Raw genomic sequence first — 15,433 nt, 5'->3', positions numbered from 1 at the left:
AGTCATGGCGCCACTCCTCCTCATCGCTTCGCTCTGCATCGTCGTCGGCGCGAGTCATGCCGCCAAACTACTCAAGCGATCCGACACGCCCCGCCTCACAGCCGAGCGGTGATCCAGGAGACCACGTCGTCGAGCACCTGCTCGCGCTCGGGCTCGTTGAAAACCTCGTGGTAGAGCCCCGGGTACACCTTCAACTCGACGTCGGTAGAGCCCACACACTCGACGAGGCGGCGGCTGCCGGCGACGGAGATCAGCCGGTCCTGCTCCCCGTGCACCACCAGCAGCGGCGCCGTCAGGGCCGGCGCCCGCCGCGGCATGGTCTCGCCGACCTGCAGCAAGGCGCGGCCGATCCCGGCCGGCACCTTGCCGTGGTACACCAGCGGATCGTCTTTGTAGGCGGCCACCACCGCGGGGTCCCGGGAGATGGCGTCGACGTCGAGTTCTTGCGCCGGCAGCCCGGGCACGACGGCACCGAGCACCTTGGCGGCCAGCGCCAGCAGTGGCGAAACCTGATCCTGCGCCGCCACCGCGGGCCCCGACAGCACCATCAGGTCGTAGTTGTCCGGACGTTCGACGCCGTAGGCGAAGACGATGCCGCCACCCATGCTGTGCCCCAGCACGATGCACTTGAGGCCGTGGTGTTCCCGGGTGGCGATGCCGACCAGGGTGTCGAAGTCCGCGGTGTACTCGTGGATGTCGCGCACCAGCACCCGCTTACCGCCGGAGCGGCCGTGCCCGCGATGATCGAGCGCATACGTGACCAGGCCCGCCTCGCCGAACCGCTTCGCGACGTGGTCGTAGCGGCGGGCATACTCCCCGAGACCGTGTGACAGCACCAGGACCGCCCGCGGCGCTGTGTCGGGTGTCCAGACGTCGTACACGATGCGCACGCCGCCGAACCCGTCGAAACTGCGTTCGGTGCGGTTCACTCGGAGGTCCTAGTCATTGAGGGCAGCGTAATGGCTGCTGATGCGCGACGGGCTCCCAGACACTGCGTAGGCTCATGCGGATGAGCCTTCTCGCGCAGAACTCTGAAGGTGACCCGGCGGCCGGCACGGACTTCTCCGCGCACGCCGAACCGTATCGGCGCGAACTGCTGGCGCACTGCTACCGGATGACCGGCTCCCTGCACGACGCGGAGGATCTCGTCCAGGAGACCCTGCTGCGGGCCTGGAAGGCCTACGACCGTTTCGAGGGCAAATCCTCGATGCGGACCTGGCTGCATCGCATCGCCACCAACACCTGCCTGACCGCGCTGGAGGGCCGCCAGCGCAGGCCCTTGCCGGTGGGCCTGGGCGGTCCGAGCTCGGACCCGACCGCCGAGCTGGTCGAGCGGCGCGAGGTGCCGTGGCTGGAACCGCTGCCTGAGCTGTCCGAGCATCCGGCCGACCCGTCCGTCGTCGTCGGGTCGCGGGAGTCGGTGCGGTTGGCGTTTGTCGCTGCGCTGCAATACCTCCCGCCCCGACAGCGGGCGGTGCTGCTGCTGCGCGACGTGTTGGGATGGCGCTCCGCCGAGGTGGCCGACGCGGTCGGCACCACCACCACCGCCGTCAACAGCCTGCTGCAGCGGGCCCGATCCCAGCTCGAGGCCGCCGGGCCCAGCTCCGAAGACCCACTGGTGCAGCCGGATTCGGCCGAGGCCCAGGACCTGCTGGCGCGCTACATCGCCGCGTTCGAAACCTATGACATCGATCGGCTGGTCGACCTGTTCACCGCCGAGGCGATCTGGGAGATGCCGCCCTACACCGGCTGGTATCAGGGCGCGGGGGCCATCGTCACGCTGATTCATCAGCAGTGCCCGGCGGAGGGCAGCGGCGACATGCGCATGCTGCCGCTCATCGCCAACGGCCAGCCGGCCGCGGCCATGTACATGCGCGCCGGCGACGTGCACGTGCCCTTTCAGCTGCACGTGCTGGATGTGCGGGGCGGCAAGGTATCCCACGTGGTGGCGTTTCTCGACGACAGCTTGTTCGCGAAGTTCGGGCTGCCCGGATCGCTGTCCGCGAGCACGAGGTAAGAGGGTTGCGTTGATGACCGACGGCACCCAGGTGACCCCCGTCCCCGGCAATCCGGCGCTGCCGCTGAGCGCATTCGACCTGGCCGACGTGGGCTACGTCGTCGAGGAGTTCTTCGTCTCCGGCACCGCCTGCCGCTACGCCCCGGTGAGCGAGCTGGGCCCCGACGGCCGTTGGGACGTAACCCCTACCGGCTCGGCCGATTACACCACCCGCATCGTGGCGCTGACGCCGTCCGACCCGGCCCGGTTCAACGGGACGGTGCTCGTCGAATGGCTCAACGTGAGCGGTGGGATCGACGCCGCCGCGGTGTGGATGATGGCGCATCGCGAAATCCTGCGCTCCGGTTACGCCTACGTCGCGGTGTCGGCCCAGCGGGTAGGGGTGGAGGGCGGCGAAAGCCTGCTCGCCGTGGACATGTCACTGAAAAGCCAAGACCCGCAACGATATGCGGACCTGCACCACCCGGGCGACGCGTTCTCCTACGACATCTTCTCCCAGATCGGCACGCTCATCACAGACGGCGGACACGGCGCGATCCTGCGCGGCCTGCCCGCGCAACGCGTCATCGCGGTGGGCGAATCCCAGTCCGCGATGTTCCTCACCACCTACATCAACGCCGTCGACCCGCTGGCCCCCCGCTACGACGGATTCCTGGTTCACTCCCGGTTCGGCCCGGCCGCGCCGCTGGACGGCAGCTCGATCTTCGACGAATCCCAAGCGACGCAGGCGGTGACGTTCCGCCCGGAACTGCGCGTCCCCTTACTCACGGTCATCACCGAGACCGACGTGTTCGGCGGACCGCGCGAGGGCTACTACTTCGCCAGGCAACCCGACAACGACCGGCTGCGCGTCTGGGAGATCGCCGGGGCCGCGCACGCCGACAATTACACGATCCAGGTGGCGTTCATCGACAGCGGCTCGGCACCGCTGGAGGCCATCGTGGCCGGCTACACGCCGACCAACACGTTGATGGGCCAGGAACTGGCGCATCACATCAATTTCGGCCCGCAGCACCACTACGTGGTGCAGGCGGCGCTCGCGGCGCTGAACACCTGGGTCGCCACCGGTGAGGCCGCGCCGGGCGCCGACCCGCTGGAGGTCAGGGTGAACCCTGTGCCACAACCCGTTCCGGACGGCAACGGCATCGCCCGCGGCGGCATCAGGACGCCCTGGGTGGACGTGCCGATCGCCAGGACATCGGGCCTGGGCGGCCAAGAGAGCATCATGTCGGCGATCTTCGGCTCCGGAGAGATGTTCGACGCCAACACGATTCAGCGGCTCTACCCCGGTGGCAGCGCGCAGTACCTGGACAGCTTCGGCGAGGCCCTCGACGCGGCGATCGGCGCCGGGTTCATCCTGGCGGCCGACCGCGCCGAGATTCTGCAGCTGGCCGCCGCGACGTATCCCGGCGAGCGGTCCTAGATCCGATTGCCCGGCTAGAACAGCCGGCTGTCCGGCGGCGGGCCCGGCACCGGACGCACCAGGCCGGTCCCGGTGATCAGCGGCAGGTCCAGCGCGGACAGCAGCCCGGGCGGGGCCGCGCACACCGCCGGGATGGCGTTGACCATCCGCGACGAGCCGGCGATGCGCGCCCCCAGGTCGTGGTCGTGGTCCTCGGCCATCTCGAACTCGCAGCGCATGCTGGGCGAGCCCTCGATCTCCACCCGGTACAACCCCTGCCCGGACGCCCGCCCGAAGCCGAGGTCCTTCGGCGCAATGGAAATGCGCGGCTGCGGCCAGTCCGGGGCGATGTCGTCACGCATGCGCGTCACGTGATCGAGCACGAAAGTCGGCTTCCCGTCCACGTAACCGGTGAGCGTCGAGCGCATCGCGGCGATGGTGCCGGCCGCGATGTGACCGGTGGGGGTGTCGAAGGACTCGGTGGCGGCGATCCGCTCGTTGCTCTCCTCGATGTCGTCGATCTTGACGCCCAGCCCGGCGGCAAGCTGGTGCAGCACCGGCCCCCAGCCGAACGTGAAGATCCCCGGCTGTGCCGCGAAGGCCGGGTAGTCCGGCTGCTGACCGAACCCGAGGATCTCGTAGACGGCGGAGCGGTCCGGGTAGGTCGCGTAATTGAACATCTCGGTCACCCGCACCGATTCGATAACCCGGGAGACGCCCGTAAGGACCAGTGGCAGAACGTCATTGGCGAACCCGGAGTCGATGCCGGTGGTGAAGAAGGACACCCCGCCGTCGATCGCGGCCTTGCGCAGCGGATCGGTGAAGGCGGCGTCGACCGCGTCGGGGAAGACCAGCGGCACCACCGAGCACGACACCACGTTCTTTCCGGCCCGCAGGATCGACACCATGTCCTCGACGGCATCCAGCGGCCGCAGGTTGGCGCCGGCCGCGTACACCACCGCGTCGGCCTCACCGCCCAGCAGGGCCGCCGGATCCTGGGTGGCCACCACGCCGACCGGCGCGATGCCGCACAACTCCCCGGCGTCGCGGCCGGCCTTCGCGTCGCTGTGCACCACGACGTCGACCAGCTCCAGCTCCGGATGGTCGATCACCCCGCGCAGGGCGATCACGCCCATCGAACCCGGCCCCCAAACTCCCACCTTGAACACGACAATCTCCTAATATTAGGACGCATATCCTTGCATTTTGGACGGATCGTAGGGAGGCGGCGGTGGATACGTCAATGGCCGGGACGCGAGGCGAAACGGGCGCCAAGTCACCGCCCACCGCGCGGGTGATGGACGTCCTTGCCGCCCTGGCGAATTCGAGGCCAGGCCTGACCTCGGCCGAGTTGGCCAAGAGCTGCGCGATCAGCACCTCGACCTGCGCCCTGGTGCTGGCCGAACTGGAGCGACGGGCCTGGGTGGCCCGCCGCGGCGATCGCCGCTACGTGCTGGGCAGCGGGTTGTTCGGGGTGGTCCACGGGCTGCGCGAACAGTTCCCGCTGCTGGACCGTGGGCGTGACGCGCTGCGCTTCCTGCACGACACGCTGGGCGCGGGATGCTCGATGTCCAGGATCGGCGCGCGGCATCTGACCACCGTCGACGCGGTCGGTCATGGCACCGAGGGTGAGCACGCCGTGGGGCAACGCTTCCCCATCGACCCGCCGTTCGGCCTGGTCGCCATGGCCTGGCGCGACGACGACTTCGTCGAGACGTGGTTGCACCGCGTGACTCCCAGGCTCACCCGCGCCGAAATCGCCGAGCACCAGCGGGTACTGGCCGACATCCGCGCCCGCGGCTACGGCGCATGGCGGTTCGACGATACCCACTCCTCGCTGCACACTCGGCTGGCCGACGTGCTGGCCTCGCTGGAGCCGACGGCGCAGGTCACCCGCCAACTCACCACGCTGATGACGATGGTCACCCTGCAATCGGTCACCGATGTCCTCGAAACCGAGCTGCCCACAACGGAATTCGTGGTGCTGCCGATATTCGGGCAGGACGGCCAGCCGGAGTACCAGATCGAGATCCACCTGGGCCACGCCACCGGACTGACCCCGCCGGAACTCGACGCCGCGCTGCGGCGCGCCCAGGGCATGCTCGCCGCGGCGGTGCCCTGACGCGACCGGAGATTAGGCTGGGGCGATGCCCGCCACCACGGAGATCAGGGATGCGGCCAGCCGCGCCGTCACCAGCACCGGATGGCTGACCTCCCGGCACTCGTTCTCCTTCGGCGACCACTACGACCCGGACAACACCCATTTCGGGCTGCTGCTGGTGAACAACGACGACATCGTCTCCCCGGGAACGGGATTCGACAACCACCCGCACCGCGACATGGAGATCGTGACCTGGGTGCTGCGCGGCGAACTGTCGCATCGCGACTCCGCGGGCAACAGCGGGGTGATCTATCCGGGCCTGGCCCAACGCATGTCGGCGGGCAGTGGGATCCTGCACTCCGAGCGCAACGACTCTCCCAGTGAGCCGGTGCATTTCGTCCAGATGTGGGTGGTGCCCGACGAGGCCGGTGTGCAACCGAGCTACCAACAGCACGAGATCGACGACAAGCTGCTGACGGGCAATCTCGTCACGGTCGCGTCAGGGATGCCGGCGCATGACGCCGCGATCACCCTGCACAACCGCCACGCCGCGCTGCACGCAACGCGGTTGCCGGCCGGCACCGCGGTTAACCTCCCGCGGGCTCCCTACCTGCACCTATTCGTGTCCCGGGGCGCTGTCAGCGTGGAAGGAATCGGCGCGGTGAACGAGGGCGATGCGGTGCGGTTCACCGACGCGGACGGACGGCGCGTGTCGGCGAGCGCGCCGTCGGAACTGCTGATCTGGGAGATGCACGCGAAGCTGGGTGACTGAGGCCACGGCGGGCCGGAGCCCATAGAGTGGGCACGACAGACAGGAGTCGGCATGCCTTCCTCGCACCCGCAGCACGCGGCGCCCAACCCCGACCGGAACATCAAGGCGATCCGCACCGTGCGGTTCTGGGCGGCACCCCTGGTCATCACCGTGGCGCTGATGTCGGCGTTGTGCGCGCTCTATCTCGGCGGCATCCTGAACCCGACGACCAACCTGCGCCATTTCCCCATCGCGGTGGTGAACGAGGACGCCGGGCCCGGCGGCGCGCAGATCGCCGATCGGCTGGTCAATGGGTTGGACAAGAACAAGTTCGACGTCCGCGTCCTCTCCCGCGGCGAGGCCCGGCACCAACTGGACACCGGCCGGGTGTACGGCCAGGTGCTGATACCGCCGAGCTTCTCGTCGAAGCTGCGTGATCTTCCTTCCAGCGCGGTGCTGCCCGGCCGCGTGGATCGGCCGTCGATCACGGTGTCGACCAATCCGCGCGCCGGCACCCTGGGGGCGAGCATCGCCGCCCAGACCCTCAGCACGGCGATGGGAATCGCCAACGGCATGGCCGGGCAACGGGTTATCGCCGAGGTGGCCGCGCAGACCGGCGGCGCACCGTTGGCCGGGGCCGTCCAGGTGGGCCTGAGCGCCCCCATCGATATCCAGGCGAACGTCTACAACCCGCTGCCCAACGGCACCGGCAACGGGTTGTCGGCCTTCTACTATGCGCTCTTGCTGTTGCTGGCCGGCTTCACCGGCAGCATCGTGGTCAGCACGCTGGTGGACGCGTTGCTCGGCTATGTGCCGGCCGAATTCGGCCCGGTCTATCGGTTCGCCGAGCAGGTCAGGATCTCGAGATTTCAGACGCTGCTGCTGAAGTGGGCCATGATGGTGCTGCTCGGGCTGCTGACCTCGGCGGTGTATCTGGCGATCGCCGACGGGCTGGGCATGCCCATCGATCACAGCTGGCAGCTGTGGGCGTTCGGCGTGTTCGCTATCGCCGCCGTCGGCATCACGTCCAGTTCCCTGCTCTCGGTGCTGGGCACCGCCGGAATGCTGGTCAGCCTGCTCATCTTCGTGATCCTCGGGCTGCCGTCGGCCGGCGCCACGGTGCCGCTGGAGGCGACGCCGTCCTTCTTCCGCTGGCTGGCCGCATTCGAGCCGATGCACCAGGTCTTCCTCGGGACCCGGTCGCTGCTGTACTTCGGTGGCCACGGCGACGCCGGCCTGACGCAGTCGCTGACCATGACGACGATCGGCCTCGTCGTCGGATTGCTGCTCGGCGGCATCGTCACACACCTCTACGACCGCAAGGGTTTTCACCGCATTCCGGGTGCGGTCGAGCTGGCGATCGCCCAGGAGCATCAGGCGCAGCACCAGGCCCGCCGCGGCAAGCACGCGGAAGCGGTGACCCCGGCCGCCGACACCGACTCCACGGGGACCGAGGCGGCCGAGCCCGCCGGTGCCGAGCCCGAAAGTTCAAGCGAGCAGGCGTAATTCGCGCGTAGCCCGACCGTCATCGCATCGTGATGTTGTTGACAGTGTGACTGTTGAGACTGATGATGTTGGTGTTGCATTAGATCCTGGCGGAAAGGGCTATCGTGCTGACCCGACGCGCCAGCTTCCGCCGGCTGGTGGCGTGCTGCGCCGCCGTCGTTGCCTGCGTCGCGCTGGCCGTCACCTCCGGGCAGCCCCTTGCCCTCGCCGCCGACGGCCGCGACCTGCTCGCCAACGCCATCGGCGGCACCCGCGGTTCCTACCTGGTCTACAACTTCGGCCCCGGCCATCCCGCGCCGATGCTCAACGCCGGTGGCAGCTGGTATGAGATGAACAACGGCGGCCACCTGATGATCATCAAGAACGCGGCGGGACGCCTGTCGCCGCACCTGCTGGTCGACACGCACCGGGGCGATCAGGCGCGGTGCGAAAACAATCCGGGCGCCCGCACCGGCGAGGGCCTCTGGCAGGCCTCGGAGCTGTATGCGCCGCTGCAGGCCTGGCAGCGCATGGGCCAGCCGACCATCGCGATCAACGCCAACTTCTTCGACGTCCGCGGCCAGAAGGGCGGCTCGTGGCGCCAGACCGGTTGCAGCTCACCACTGGGCGCCTTCGTCGACAACACCCAGGGGCAGGGCCGCGCCAACCAGGCGGTCACCGGGACCGCCGCCTATCCCGGCAAGCAGGGGCTGTCCGGTGGCGGCGAAAGCTGGAGCGCCCTGTCCACCATGATCCTGCCGTCCGGCGGCGCCCCCTATGTGGTGTGGCCCAGGACCAAGAGCGACTACGACGCCGCCACCCCGGTGGTGGCCGACCTGCTCAACAAGAACGAGAAGTTCGTCGCGGTCTCGGGCATCGGGCTGCTGGCGCCCGGCAACACCGGGCAGCTGCACGACGGCGGGCCCAGCGCGGCCAGAACGGCCATCGCCTACGCCAGGCAAAAGGACGAGATGTACATCTTCGAGGGCGGCAACTACACCCCGGACAACATGCAGGACCTGTTCCGCGGCCTGGGCAGCGACAACGCGGTGCTGCTCGACGGCGGCGGCTCGTCGGCCATCGTGTTGCGCCGCGACACCGGGGGCATGTGGGCCGGCGCGGGATCACCGCGCGGATCGTGCGACACCCGCCAGGTGCTCTGCGATTCACATGAGCGCGCGCTGCCCAGCTGGCTGGCATTCAACTAGCAACGGCCGCTTCGGTTTTCGTCGCCGGTGGTGCCCACCGGAAGATCAGCAGGCTCGTGGCTATCACCGCCGCGGCGACCGCGAACACCGGCGCGATCACGTATCTCGACATCGTCGCGCCGAGGAAGGCGCCGGCACACATGGTGGCGACCACGCCGATGCGCAGCCGGTGGCGTTCGCCGGTGCCGCCGGCCAGGCGGCTGTCCAGTCCGAGGCTGACGATCGTCGACGTCAGGACCGTGGTGGAGAGCTCCTGGATGCCGAACTGGCGTGCGCTCGAATGCTGTAAGCCGAAGGTCACCGCCAGGATGCCGATCATGATCAGCTTCGAATTCCCCTGGTAGCGCAGCAGTCCCGCGCCCGCCACCACGGCCAGCGTCGCCAGCAGGGTGATCTCTGTCGCCAGCACGGTGGTGATCCACGTTCGGGTGCGCACGCCGAAGTGTCGCGACAGGCGGCCGCTGACGACCGTGGTGCAGATGAAGGTCGGCAGGGCCACCGCGACGGCATTCAGGTCGACGGTGGTGCTCGGCGCCAGCCAGAACCCGAGGAAGATCACGTTGCCGGTCATGTTCGCGACGAACACGTGGCCGAGCGCCAGGATGCTGATCGAGTCGGCCAATCCGGTGGCGAAGGTCAACAGCAGCAGCGCCGCTACCGTCCATCTTTCGGATACCGGTGACGTGACAGCCATGCGCTGCAGTATATTTCGGTACCGCCCGCGGCCGCCGTTAAACTTTTGGCGTCAGATCCAGCGACGTGATCGTCGTCATCCTGGTCACCAGCCAGCGGTTGCTGGACCGCTTCAGGAACAGCCGGTAGGACAGGTACTTCAGCGACGGGACGTTCTTGGTCAGCGGGCTGGTGGAGGTCGTGTTGGTGTAGACGATGACCGTAGCGTTGGGGTCGTCCAGCATTTCGACCGCCGCGCCGGTGACCTCGGTGCTGTTGCTGATCTTGGCCTGCTTGTTGGGGGCCACGATCGCGTCGACGAATTTGCGGTACTGCGCCTCGAAATCGCCACTGAGATAGCGGGATGCCCGGTCGGCGAGGGTGTCCATGTTTTCCGGGGTGTACGTCCACAGGGTGGTGATCGCGTTGGCCGCGGTCCGCGCCACGTTCAGTTTCGTTGCGGCGGTAGCACGATCGGCCAGGTACGGCTGCATCATCGCGCCGGCGAACGCGGCGGACCCCACGAACAGCAGCGCGGCGATCACGGCCACGATGGCCCAGGCCTTGCCGGCCCGCCGCTTCTCGCCCGCACCGGCGGCCGCCGCGGCGTCGGTGGTCTGTTCCGCGTCCTCGCCGGCGGCCTCGGCCTCGTCGCCGTCCGGCTCGACCGCGTCGCTGGTGTCGGATTCGGTTGTCGCGTCGGTCTTTTCGTCGCCTACGCCGTCACCCTCCGCCTCGGCCTCGGGGGCGGCCGGGCGCTCGTCGGCGGTCACATCACCTGCTGCAGGTTGCTGATCTTCCACTGGTTCCCTTCCTGCGTCGCGGTCGCCGCCCAACGGTTGGTGTTCTCCAAGACCTGCTTCTCATCCGGCGACTTGGTGGTGATCGCGGTGGCCACCATGACGCTGACGCTGCCGTCGTCGTTCCATCGCTCCAGCCCCGCGCCCAGGACGCTGCCGGTGGCCGGTTCGGCCCGCGCGACCTGGAGCAGGATCTCGTTGGCGTTCTTCTGGTATTGCTTGGCGAAGTCGCCGGTCGCCTGCGCCAGGATCCGGTTCACGTAGTCGTTGGCGTGAAAGGGATCGATGGAAATGAACTGCGTCATGAACCCGGTGACGTAGGTGAGCACCTCGCGGTCCTTCGACGCGGTCCGCACCCGAGATTCATGCGACCCGAGCATCAGCGCGCAGGCCGTGATCGCCGCCACCATCAGCAGCGCGGCGACCGTGCCGGCCAACGGCACCAGCCACGGCCGCTGCGCCTCGGACTCGACCGGGCGCGCGACGAGCAGGGGCCGTTCGTCGGGGGCGAACCTGCGCCGGGGGCTCATTTTCCTCCCCCGGGCTGCTTCGGCTTGGTCAGCACGTTGAGATCGTCGACGCGCCAAGTGTTTCCGCCGCCGTTGGTGAAGTTCACCCGCACGGTGGCGCTGATGTAGCGCTGCTCGGGCCCGATGCCGCGCCGGCCCTGCATGAACAGCAGCATCGTCGCCCGGTGCGGGCTCGCCGATTCGATCGAGCTGTTGGTGACCCAGTACTCGTTGATGACCGGGTGCCCCTTTTGCACCAGGTCCTGCTGGGCGGCCAGCTGGGGGCGGTATTTGTCGGTCGCCAGCGACAGCGCCCGGGCGAAGTCGTCGTGCAGCGACTTGGGGTCATACGTCAGCATCTGGGCGACAATCTTCGGCCCCTGCGTGGCGATCTGGGCGCGGGTCTGATCGGTCGCCCGGTCCGTGGTGTACACCACGAAAAAGCTGATCGCGGCCCCGGCCAGACACAGCGCGACCGCGCTCGACACGGCGGCCGCCGCCCAGCGCCGGATGTGGGCCGGCGCCGTGCCCGGTTCCAGGGGGCGCACTTCGGTGCGCGCCAGCATGTCGGCGAACGTGCGGCGGCGTGAATCCCACAGGGGCCAAAGCCATCCCACGATCGAGACGGTGTCGAGCAGGTGCAATAAGTCCCTGAAGAGCAACCACCACGGGCCTACAGCTTCGCCGCTGCGCCCCACCACCGCGATCCCGAGCAGTCCGCGTCCCAAGCTCCACCCGGTGACCGCATGCAGCAACAACCGATTGACCCAGGTCAGCGTAAAGACGACCCCGATCACGGAAATGCATGTCCACCACCAGAGGCCACCCGCCGGCACGGTGACGGAAACCAACGCCATCGTGGTGATGACGGCGATGCCCGGCAGCGTGTCGACGGCGAATGCGCCAACTCGAGAATGCCAGGGCGCCAAGGCTTCCCGCGGTGACTCCTGGGTTGCCGTCGGTGCAGTCTGTTCGACCACCACCGTCACTTCGTCACCTGGTCGAGCTTGGAAATCTTGTACTGCCCCTCGGCGAAGGCCATCTTCACGCGCAGCCGGTAGCCCGATTCGCTCTGGTTCTGGTCGCTGGCCACCTTGACGCGCAGCGCCACGAGGATGTCGATCGAACCGTCGGGGTTGTTGCGCTCGACGGCCGCCCGCACGTCCGACACCTGAACGTGGATGTTCGCGGCCTGATACGCCTGCACGAGCATGCTGGTGTAGAGCAGCGCCTGCGAGCGGAAGGCGTCCGTGCCGCAGTCGATGATCTTCTGCTCGCTCGCGGTCATCGCGTTGGTGTCCGGCGCCTGGGTCGCCGAGACGCATTCCACTGCCGCCTTCAGCGCCGCGGAGTCGTTGCGGGCGATCTGCTGGCTTTGGTGGTGGTAGTGCAGCGCGAGGTAGCCGCCCCCGCCGACGGCGAGGGCGCACAGCACCAGGATCGCGGCGATCGTGGCCAGCCAACCGCGCCCCACCCGCGACGGGCCTCGCGGCGTCGCCACCGCGGGCTCGGCGGCTTCCGCCTCAGCCGCGCCGGATTCCGCATCGTCCTCGGGGGTGCCATCGGACTCGGGGGTGTCACCGGACTCGGACTCGCCCGCGCCGGCGGCGCCGTCCGGGGATTGCACCGCGTCCTCGGCGTCGTCCTGCGGACCGGTTTGCCCGGCTCCGTTCTCGGGTGCCGCCGTATCCTCGTTCTTGTCCTGCGTCGCCAACGAATCGTCCGTGTCGATGGGGTTCAGCCGGCTGGTGCCAGCATCTCCTTCCATCCATCGTCTCCTGTTCTGGTCGAGTTCTCGACGGAGTATTTAACTCCGTCTGGCCCTACCAGTTCACCGCTTTGGGGACTGTAGATCGCCGAGGGAGGCCCGCTGGGTTTGTAGACACAGGGGTTGGGCTGCTGGCCATTGCACTGCACGGTACCCGACCCCGGCCGCGACAACGGATCGCTGGTGGGCGGGGGTGTGCCCGCGACGCGGTCCGAGGGTGCCGGGTTGAGCCCGTTGTCCACCGACGGCGCCGGGATCACCATGCCCGGCTTCACCGGCTGGTCACAGCGCGCGGACGGCGCGGGGCAGGTCAGGGTCTGGTTGGGGTCGCCGTACCAGGGGTTGGTACCCGCCGGCACATACGGCTTGGGGTCGCGGCATTCCCGCGGAGTCGCGGCCCGCTTGCCCGGAATGTCCGTGCACGGGATGTTGCGCGACCCGCGCACGCTGTTCGCCGGGGTGTCCATCGGGATCTTGCAGTACGTGCCCGTGGGCAACGGCTGCATGCTGGTGTCGGCGGGCGAACGCCACTCCGGGGCCGGGATGAACCCGGTCAGACACGGTGGCGGCTGGTTGATCGACAGCGCCAGGTCGAGCGCGGCCATGTTCGGGAACGGCGCGGCCACCGTCTGGGCGATCGACGCGCCCTGCGGGAGGAACACCAGGACCTGCTCGACGCCGGTGTGGTAGCGCTTGAGCAGGTCGAAGACGACCTCGAGGTTGGCCAGCGTCTGCGGCAGCGAATCCCGGACGTCGCTGAAGACCGAGTTGACCTGGTCGGCCGTCGGCGCCGCCTGGCGCAGCAGGCTTTTCAGGTGTTGATCCTCCTGCGCGGACTGGGCGCCCAGCCTGTTCAGGTTGCGTGCCCAGCGCTCAATGTTGTCACTCGACTTGGCCTGGCTGTCCAGCACCGGCCCGGAATTCTGGATGATGTCGTTGACGTCGGTCATCTGGTTCTTGAAGTCGCCGACGATCGCCTGCGTCGCGTCGACCAACCGCTGCAGGTTGGGGCCCAGCCCGCCGACGGATTGCGCCGTCTCGTCGAGGAGCTGGCCGATCTTCTCCTTCGGCAGCACCGACAGCCCGCGGTTCGCCGTGTCCAGGGCGGGCCCGATCTCGGCGGGCACGGTGCCCTTGGTGATGGTCTGCCCGTCGGCCAGGTACTTGCCGGGGTTCCCGCTCGACGTCAGGTCCAGGTACTGCTCACCGACGGCCGAGACGGAGTGCACGTTGGCCGTGGCGTCGATCGGGATCTTGTAGTGGCTGTCGATGCTCATCGTCGCCTGGGCGCCGTGCTCGGTGGGCTCGACGTCGGTCACCTTGCCGATGGTGATGCCGCGATAGGTGACGTTCGCCGTCGGGTACAGGCCGCCCGAGGCGGGCAGGTCGGCCTTCAGGGTGTAGCGGCCGATGCCCACCAGGCTCGGGATCTGCAGGTAGTAGATCCCGAGCACCAGCAGCGAGATGACGGTCAGGACCCCGAAGGCGATCAGCTGGCGTCGAATGAAGGGAGTCAGCATTGGCTTCTGTCCGCCCTTTCCACCAGCGGTCCACCCGGCGCGTCATTCGGGTTCGGCGTGTAGCGCACGTCCGGGATCATCGTCTCCGGATCGCGCCCGAACGACTGCTCGAGCGCCCGCAGGGCTCCCGACAAACCGGTCCCGGTGAGGAACGCGTTGTCGACGGCGCTGTAGGTCAGGTCGAGCGTCAGCGAGATGTTGATGTAGTCGCCGCGGAAGATCTTCGGGACCGTGTCGATGTCGAACGGCTGGGTGAGGATCAGCTTGAGCGCGCCGATCAGGTACGGCGAGGCCCGGCCGAGCTCCTTCAGCGGGCACTGCAGCGCCTGCAGGTCGGTGTGCAGCGGACCGCGCGCCTCCGACAGGTACTGGTCGGCCGACTGGCTGAGGCGTCCCACCGAGTCGACGGCGTTGATCAGCAAGTTCTTGGTGTCGGCGAAATGCTTGATCAGCGGCGGGATGTCGGTGAGCACTCGGTCCAGGACGTCGGCCCGGCCGCCCACGTAGGTCAGCAACCGGTTGGTGGAGTCGATGGCGTGGGTGATGTCATCGCGCTGCTGGTTGAGCTGGTTGGTGAAGGTGTCCAGCTTGCCGAGCAGCGACCGGATCTGGTCACCGCGGCCGTTGAAGATGTTGTAGACCTCGTTCTGCAGCACCTCGAGGTTCGGGATGCCGCCGCCGCGCAGTATCAGCGACAGGCTGGCCAAAGTCTGCTCGGTGGTCGGATACGCCGACGAGTTCTTCAGCGGAATGGTGTCGCCGTCCTTGAGCATCTCCGGCGACGGGTTCGGCGGCGCGGCGAGTTCCACGTGCTGGGATCCCAGCAGCGAGGTCTGGCCGATCTTGGCGATGGCGTTCTTGGGCAGCTTGGTGTGCTTGTCCACGCCCAGCGTCAGCGTGGCGATCCAGTTCTTCAGCTGGATGGCCTTGATCGAGCCGACGAACACGTCGGCGACCATCACCTTGCTGTTGCCGTTGATCGCCAGGGTGTCGGGCACCTGCACATAGATGGTCATGGCCCCCGAGCCGCTGCCGGGCCCACCCGGAATCGCGACGTTGGAGATGCCCTTCCAGCCACACGAGCTCAGCACCGTGGCGGCGACCAACAGCACCAGCCCTTGCCAGGTCCGATGGCGGATCCGGTGCGCGATAACGAGCCGACGGTTCGGCTTGCTCCTCGCGCGAAACGCGCTCGTCGCG

General features: G+C 68.3%; 14 protein-coding genes and 1 pseudogene. 6 read left to right on the top strand and 9 right to left on the bottom strand.

Going from position 1 to position 15,433, the window contains the following annotated elements; genetic code table 11:
* Positions 1-95: 95 nt before the first annotated feature.
* Positions 96-890, bottom strand: a complete 795-nt coding sequence (locus B9D87_RS20505) for an alpha/beta hydrolase (protein ID WP_234010047.1) — start codon at positions 888-890, stop codon at positions 96-98.
* Here B9D87_RS20505 and B9D87_RS20500 point away from each other — a divergent pair.
* Both B9D87_RS20500 and B9D87_RS20495 read left to right on the top strand, forming a co-directional pair.
* Positions 883-2,017, top strand: a pseudogene (locus B9D87_RS20500) (sigma-70 family RNA polymerase sigma factor). The gene B9D87_RS20505 and the pseudogene B9D87_RS20500 sit on opposite strands and share 8 nt — an antisense overlap.
* A gap of 13 nt (positions 2,018-2,030) precedes the next feature.
* A complete protein-coding gene (locus B9D87_RS20495; protein WP_007769176.1) occupies positions 2,031-3,440 on the top strand; it encodes an alpha/beta hydrolase domain-containing protein in 1,410 nt (469 codons plus the stop codon).
* Between the two features lie 14 nt (positions 3,441-3,454).
* On the opposite strand, the gene B9D87_RS20490 is transcribed toward B9D87_RS20495, so the two are convergent.
* Positions 3,455-4,588 carry an NAD(P)H-dependent amine dehydrogenase family protein gene (locus B9D87_RS20490; RefSeq protein WP_080598490.1) on the bottom strand — a complete coding sequence of 378 codons (1,134 nt, stop codon included), beginning with the start codon at positions 4,586-4,588 and terminating at the stop codon, positions 3,455-3,457.
* Between the two features lie 74 nt (positions 4,589-4,662).
* On the opposite strand from B9D87_RS20490, the gene B9D87_RS20485 reads away from it, so the two are divergent.
* The 4 genes from B9D87_RS20485 to B9D87_RS20470 all read left to right on the top strand — a co-directional run bounded on the left by B9D87_RS20485 (position 4,663) and on the right by B9D87_RS20470 (position 8,964).
* Positions 4,663-5,541 (top strand): helix-turn-helix domain-containing protein, encoded by an 879-nt coding sequence (locus tag B9D87_RS20485; RefSeq protein WP_007769180.1) that lies wholly within the window; start codon positions 4,663-4,665, stop codon positions 5,539-5,541.
* A gap of 25 nt (positions 5,542-5,566) precedes the next feature.
* On the top strand, positions 5,567-6,292 hold the full coding sequence (locus tag B9D87_RS20480) for a pirin family protein (RefSeq protein ID WP_007769181.1): 726 nt from the start codon (positions 5,567-5,569) through the stop codon (positions 6,290-6,292).
* Between the two features lie 51 nt (positions 6,293-6,343).
* Positions 6,344-7,777, top strand: coding sequence for a YhgE/Pip domain-containing protein (locus B9D87_RS20475; RefSeq protein ID WP_007769182.1), 1,434 nt, complete (start codon positions 6,344-6,346; stop codon positions 7,775-7,777).
* Between the two features lie 83 nt (positions 7,778-7,860).
* Positions 7,861-8,964 carry a phosphodiester glycosidase family protein gene (locus B9D87_RS20470; protein WP_174320885.1) on the top strand — a complete coding sequence of 368 codons (1,104 nt, stop codon included), beginning with the start codon at positions 7,861-7,863 and terminating at the stop codon, positions 8,962-8,964.
* On the opposite strand, the gene B9D87_RS20465 is transcribed toward B9D87_RS20470, so the two are convergent.
* Genes B9D87_RS20465 through B9D87_RS20435 form a run of 7 tightly spaced genes read right to left on the bottom strand, consistent with a single transcriptional unit; the run spans position 8,957 to position 15,384 of the window.
* Complete coding sequence (locus B9D87_RS20465) at positions 8,957-9,658, bottom strand: YoaK family protein (protein WP_007769184.1); 702 nt, start codon at positions 9,656-9,658, stop codon at positions 8,957-8,959. The genes B9D87_RS20470 and B9D87_RS20465 overlap by 8 nt on opposite strands.
* Positions 9,659-9,695: 37 nt before the next feature.
* Complete coding sequence (locus B9D87_RS20460) at positions 9,696-10,439, bottom strand: hypothetical protein (protein ID WP_040629448.1); 744 nt, start codon at positions 10,437-10,439, stop codon at positions 9,696-9,698.
* The gene (locus B9D87_RS20455; protein ID WP_007769186.1) at positions 10,406-10,966 is read right to left on the bottom strand and encodes an Rv1363c family protein; all 561 of its coding nucleotides are present in this window, start codon (positions 10,964-10,966) and stop codon (positions 10,406-10,408) included. Before B9D87_RS20455 ends, B9D87_RS20460 begins: the two co-directional genes overlap by 34 nt.
* Positions 10,963-11,934 (bottom strand): RDD family protein, encoded by a 972-nt coding sequence (locus B9D87_RS20450; RefSeq protein ID WP_007769187.1) that lies wholly within the window; start codon positions 11,932-11,934, stop codon positions 10,963-10,965. The genes B9D87_RS20455 and B9D87_RS20450 overlap by 4 nt, the downstream gene beginning before the upstream one ends.
* Positions 11,931-12,713 carry an Rv1363c family protein gene (locus tag B9D87_RS20445; protein WP_007769188.1) on the bottom strand — a complete coding sequence of 261 codons (783 nt, stop codon included), beginning with the start codon at positions 12,711-12,713 and terminating at the stop codon, positions 11,931-11,933. The genes B9D87_RS20450 and B9D87_RS20445 overlap by 4 nt, the downstream gene beginning before the upstream one ends.
* Positions 12,683-14,233 carry a virulence factor Mce family protein gene (locus B9D87_RS20440; RefSeq protein ID WP_007769189.1) on the bottom strand — a complete coding sequence of 517 codons (1,551 nt, stop codon included), beginning with the start codon at positions 14,231-14,233 and terminating at the stop codon, positions 12,683-12,685. Before B9D87_RS20440 ends, B9D87_RS20445 begins: the two co-directional genes overlap by 31 nt.
* The gene (locus B9D87_RS20435) at positions 14,227-15,384 is read right to left on the bottom strand and encodes a virulence factor Mce family protein (protein ID WP_040629597.1); all 1,158 of its coding nucleotides are present in this window, start codon (positions 15,382-15,384) and stop codon (positions 14,227-14,229) included. The genes B9D87_RS20440 and B9D87_RS20435 overlap by 7 nt, the downstream gene beginning before the upstream one ends.
* Positions 15,385-15,433: the final 49 nt, after the last annotated feature.

Origin of the sequence: Mycobacterium colombiense CECT 3035 (genome assembly GCF_002105755.1) — a bacterium.
GTDB classification, from domain to species: Bacteria; Actinomycetota; Actinomycetes; order Mycobacteriales; family Mycobacteriaceae; genus Mycobacterium; species Mycobacterium colombiense.
This window is presented reverse-complemented; position numbering and strand designations above follow the sequence as displayed.

Excerpts from the sequence above, each read along its gene's own strand:
- B9D87_RS20495 (WP_007769176.1), top strand. The coding sequence starts at position 2,031 with ATGACCGACGGCACCCAGGTGACCCCCGTCCCCGGCAATCCGGCGCTG.
- B9D87_RS20485 (WP_007769180.1), top strand. The coding sequence starts at position 4,663 with ATGGCCGGGACGCGAGGCGAAACGGGCGCCAAGTCACCGCCCACCGCG.
- B9D87_RS20480 (WP_007769181.1), top strand. The coding sequence starts at position 5,567 with ATGCCCGCCACCACGGAGATCAGGGATGCGGCCAGCCGCGCCGTCACC.
- B9D87_RS20475 (WP_007769182.1), top strand. The coding sequence starts at position 6,344 with ATGCCTTCCTCGCACCCGCAGCACGCGGCGCCCAACCCCGACCGGAAC.
- B9D87_RS20465 (WP_007769184.1), bottom strand. The coding sequence starts at position 9,658 with ATGGCTGTCACGTCACCGGTATCCGAAAGATGGACGGTAGCGGCGCTG.
- B9D87_RS20455 (WP_007769186.1), bottom strand. The coding sequence starts at position 10,966 with ATGAGCCCCCGGCGCAGGTTCGCCCCCGACGAACGGCCCCTGCTCGTC.
- B9D87_RS20445 (WP_007769188.1), bottom strand. The coding sequence starts at position 12,713 with ATGGAAGGAGATGCTGGCACCAGCCGGCTGAACCCCATCGACACGGAC.
- B9D87_RS20440 (WP_007769189.1), bottom strand. The coding sequence starts at position 14,233 with ATGCTGACTCCCTTCATTCGACGCCAGCTGATCGCCTTCGGGGTCCTG.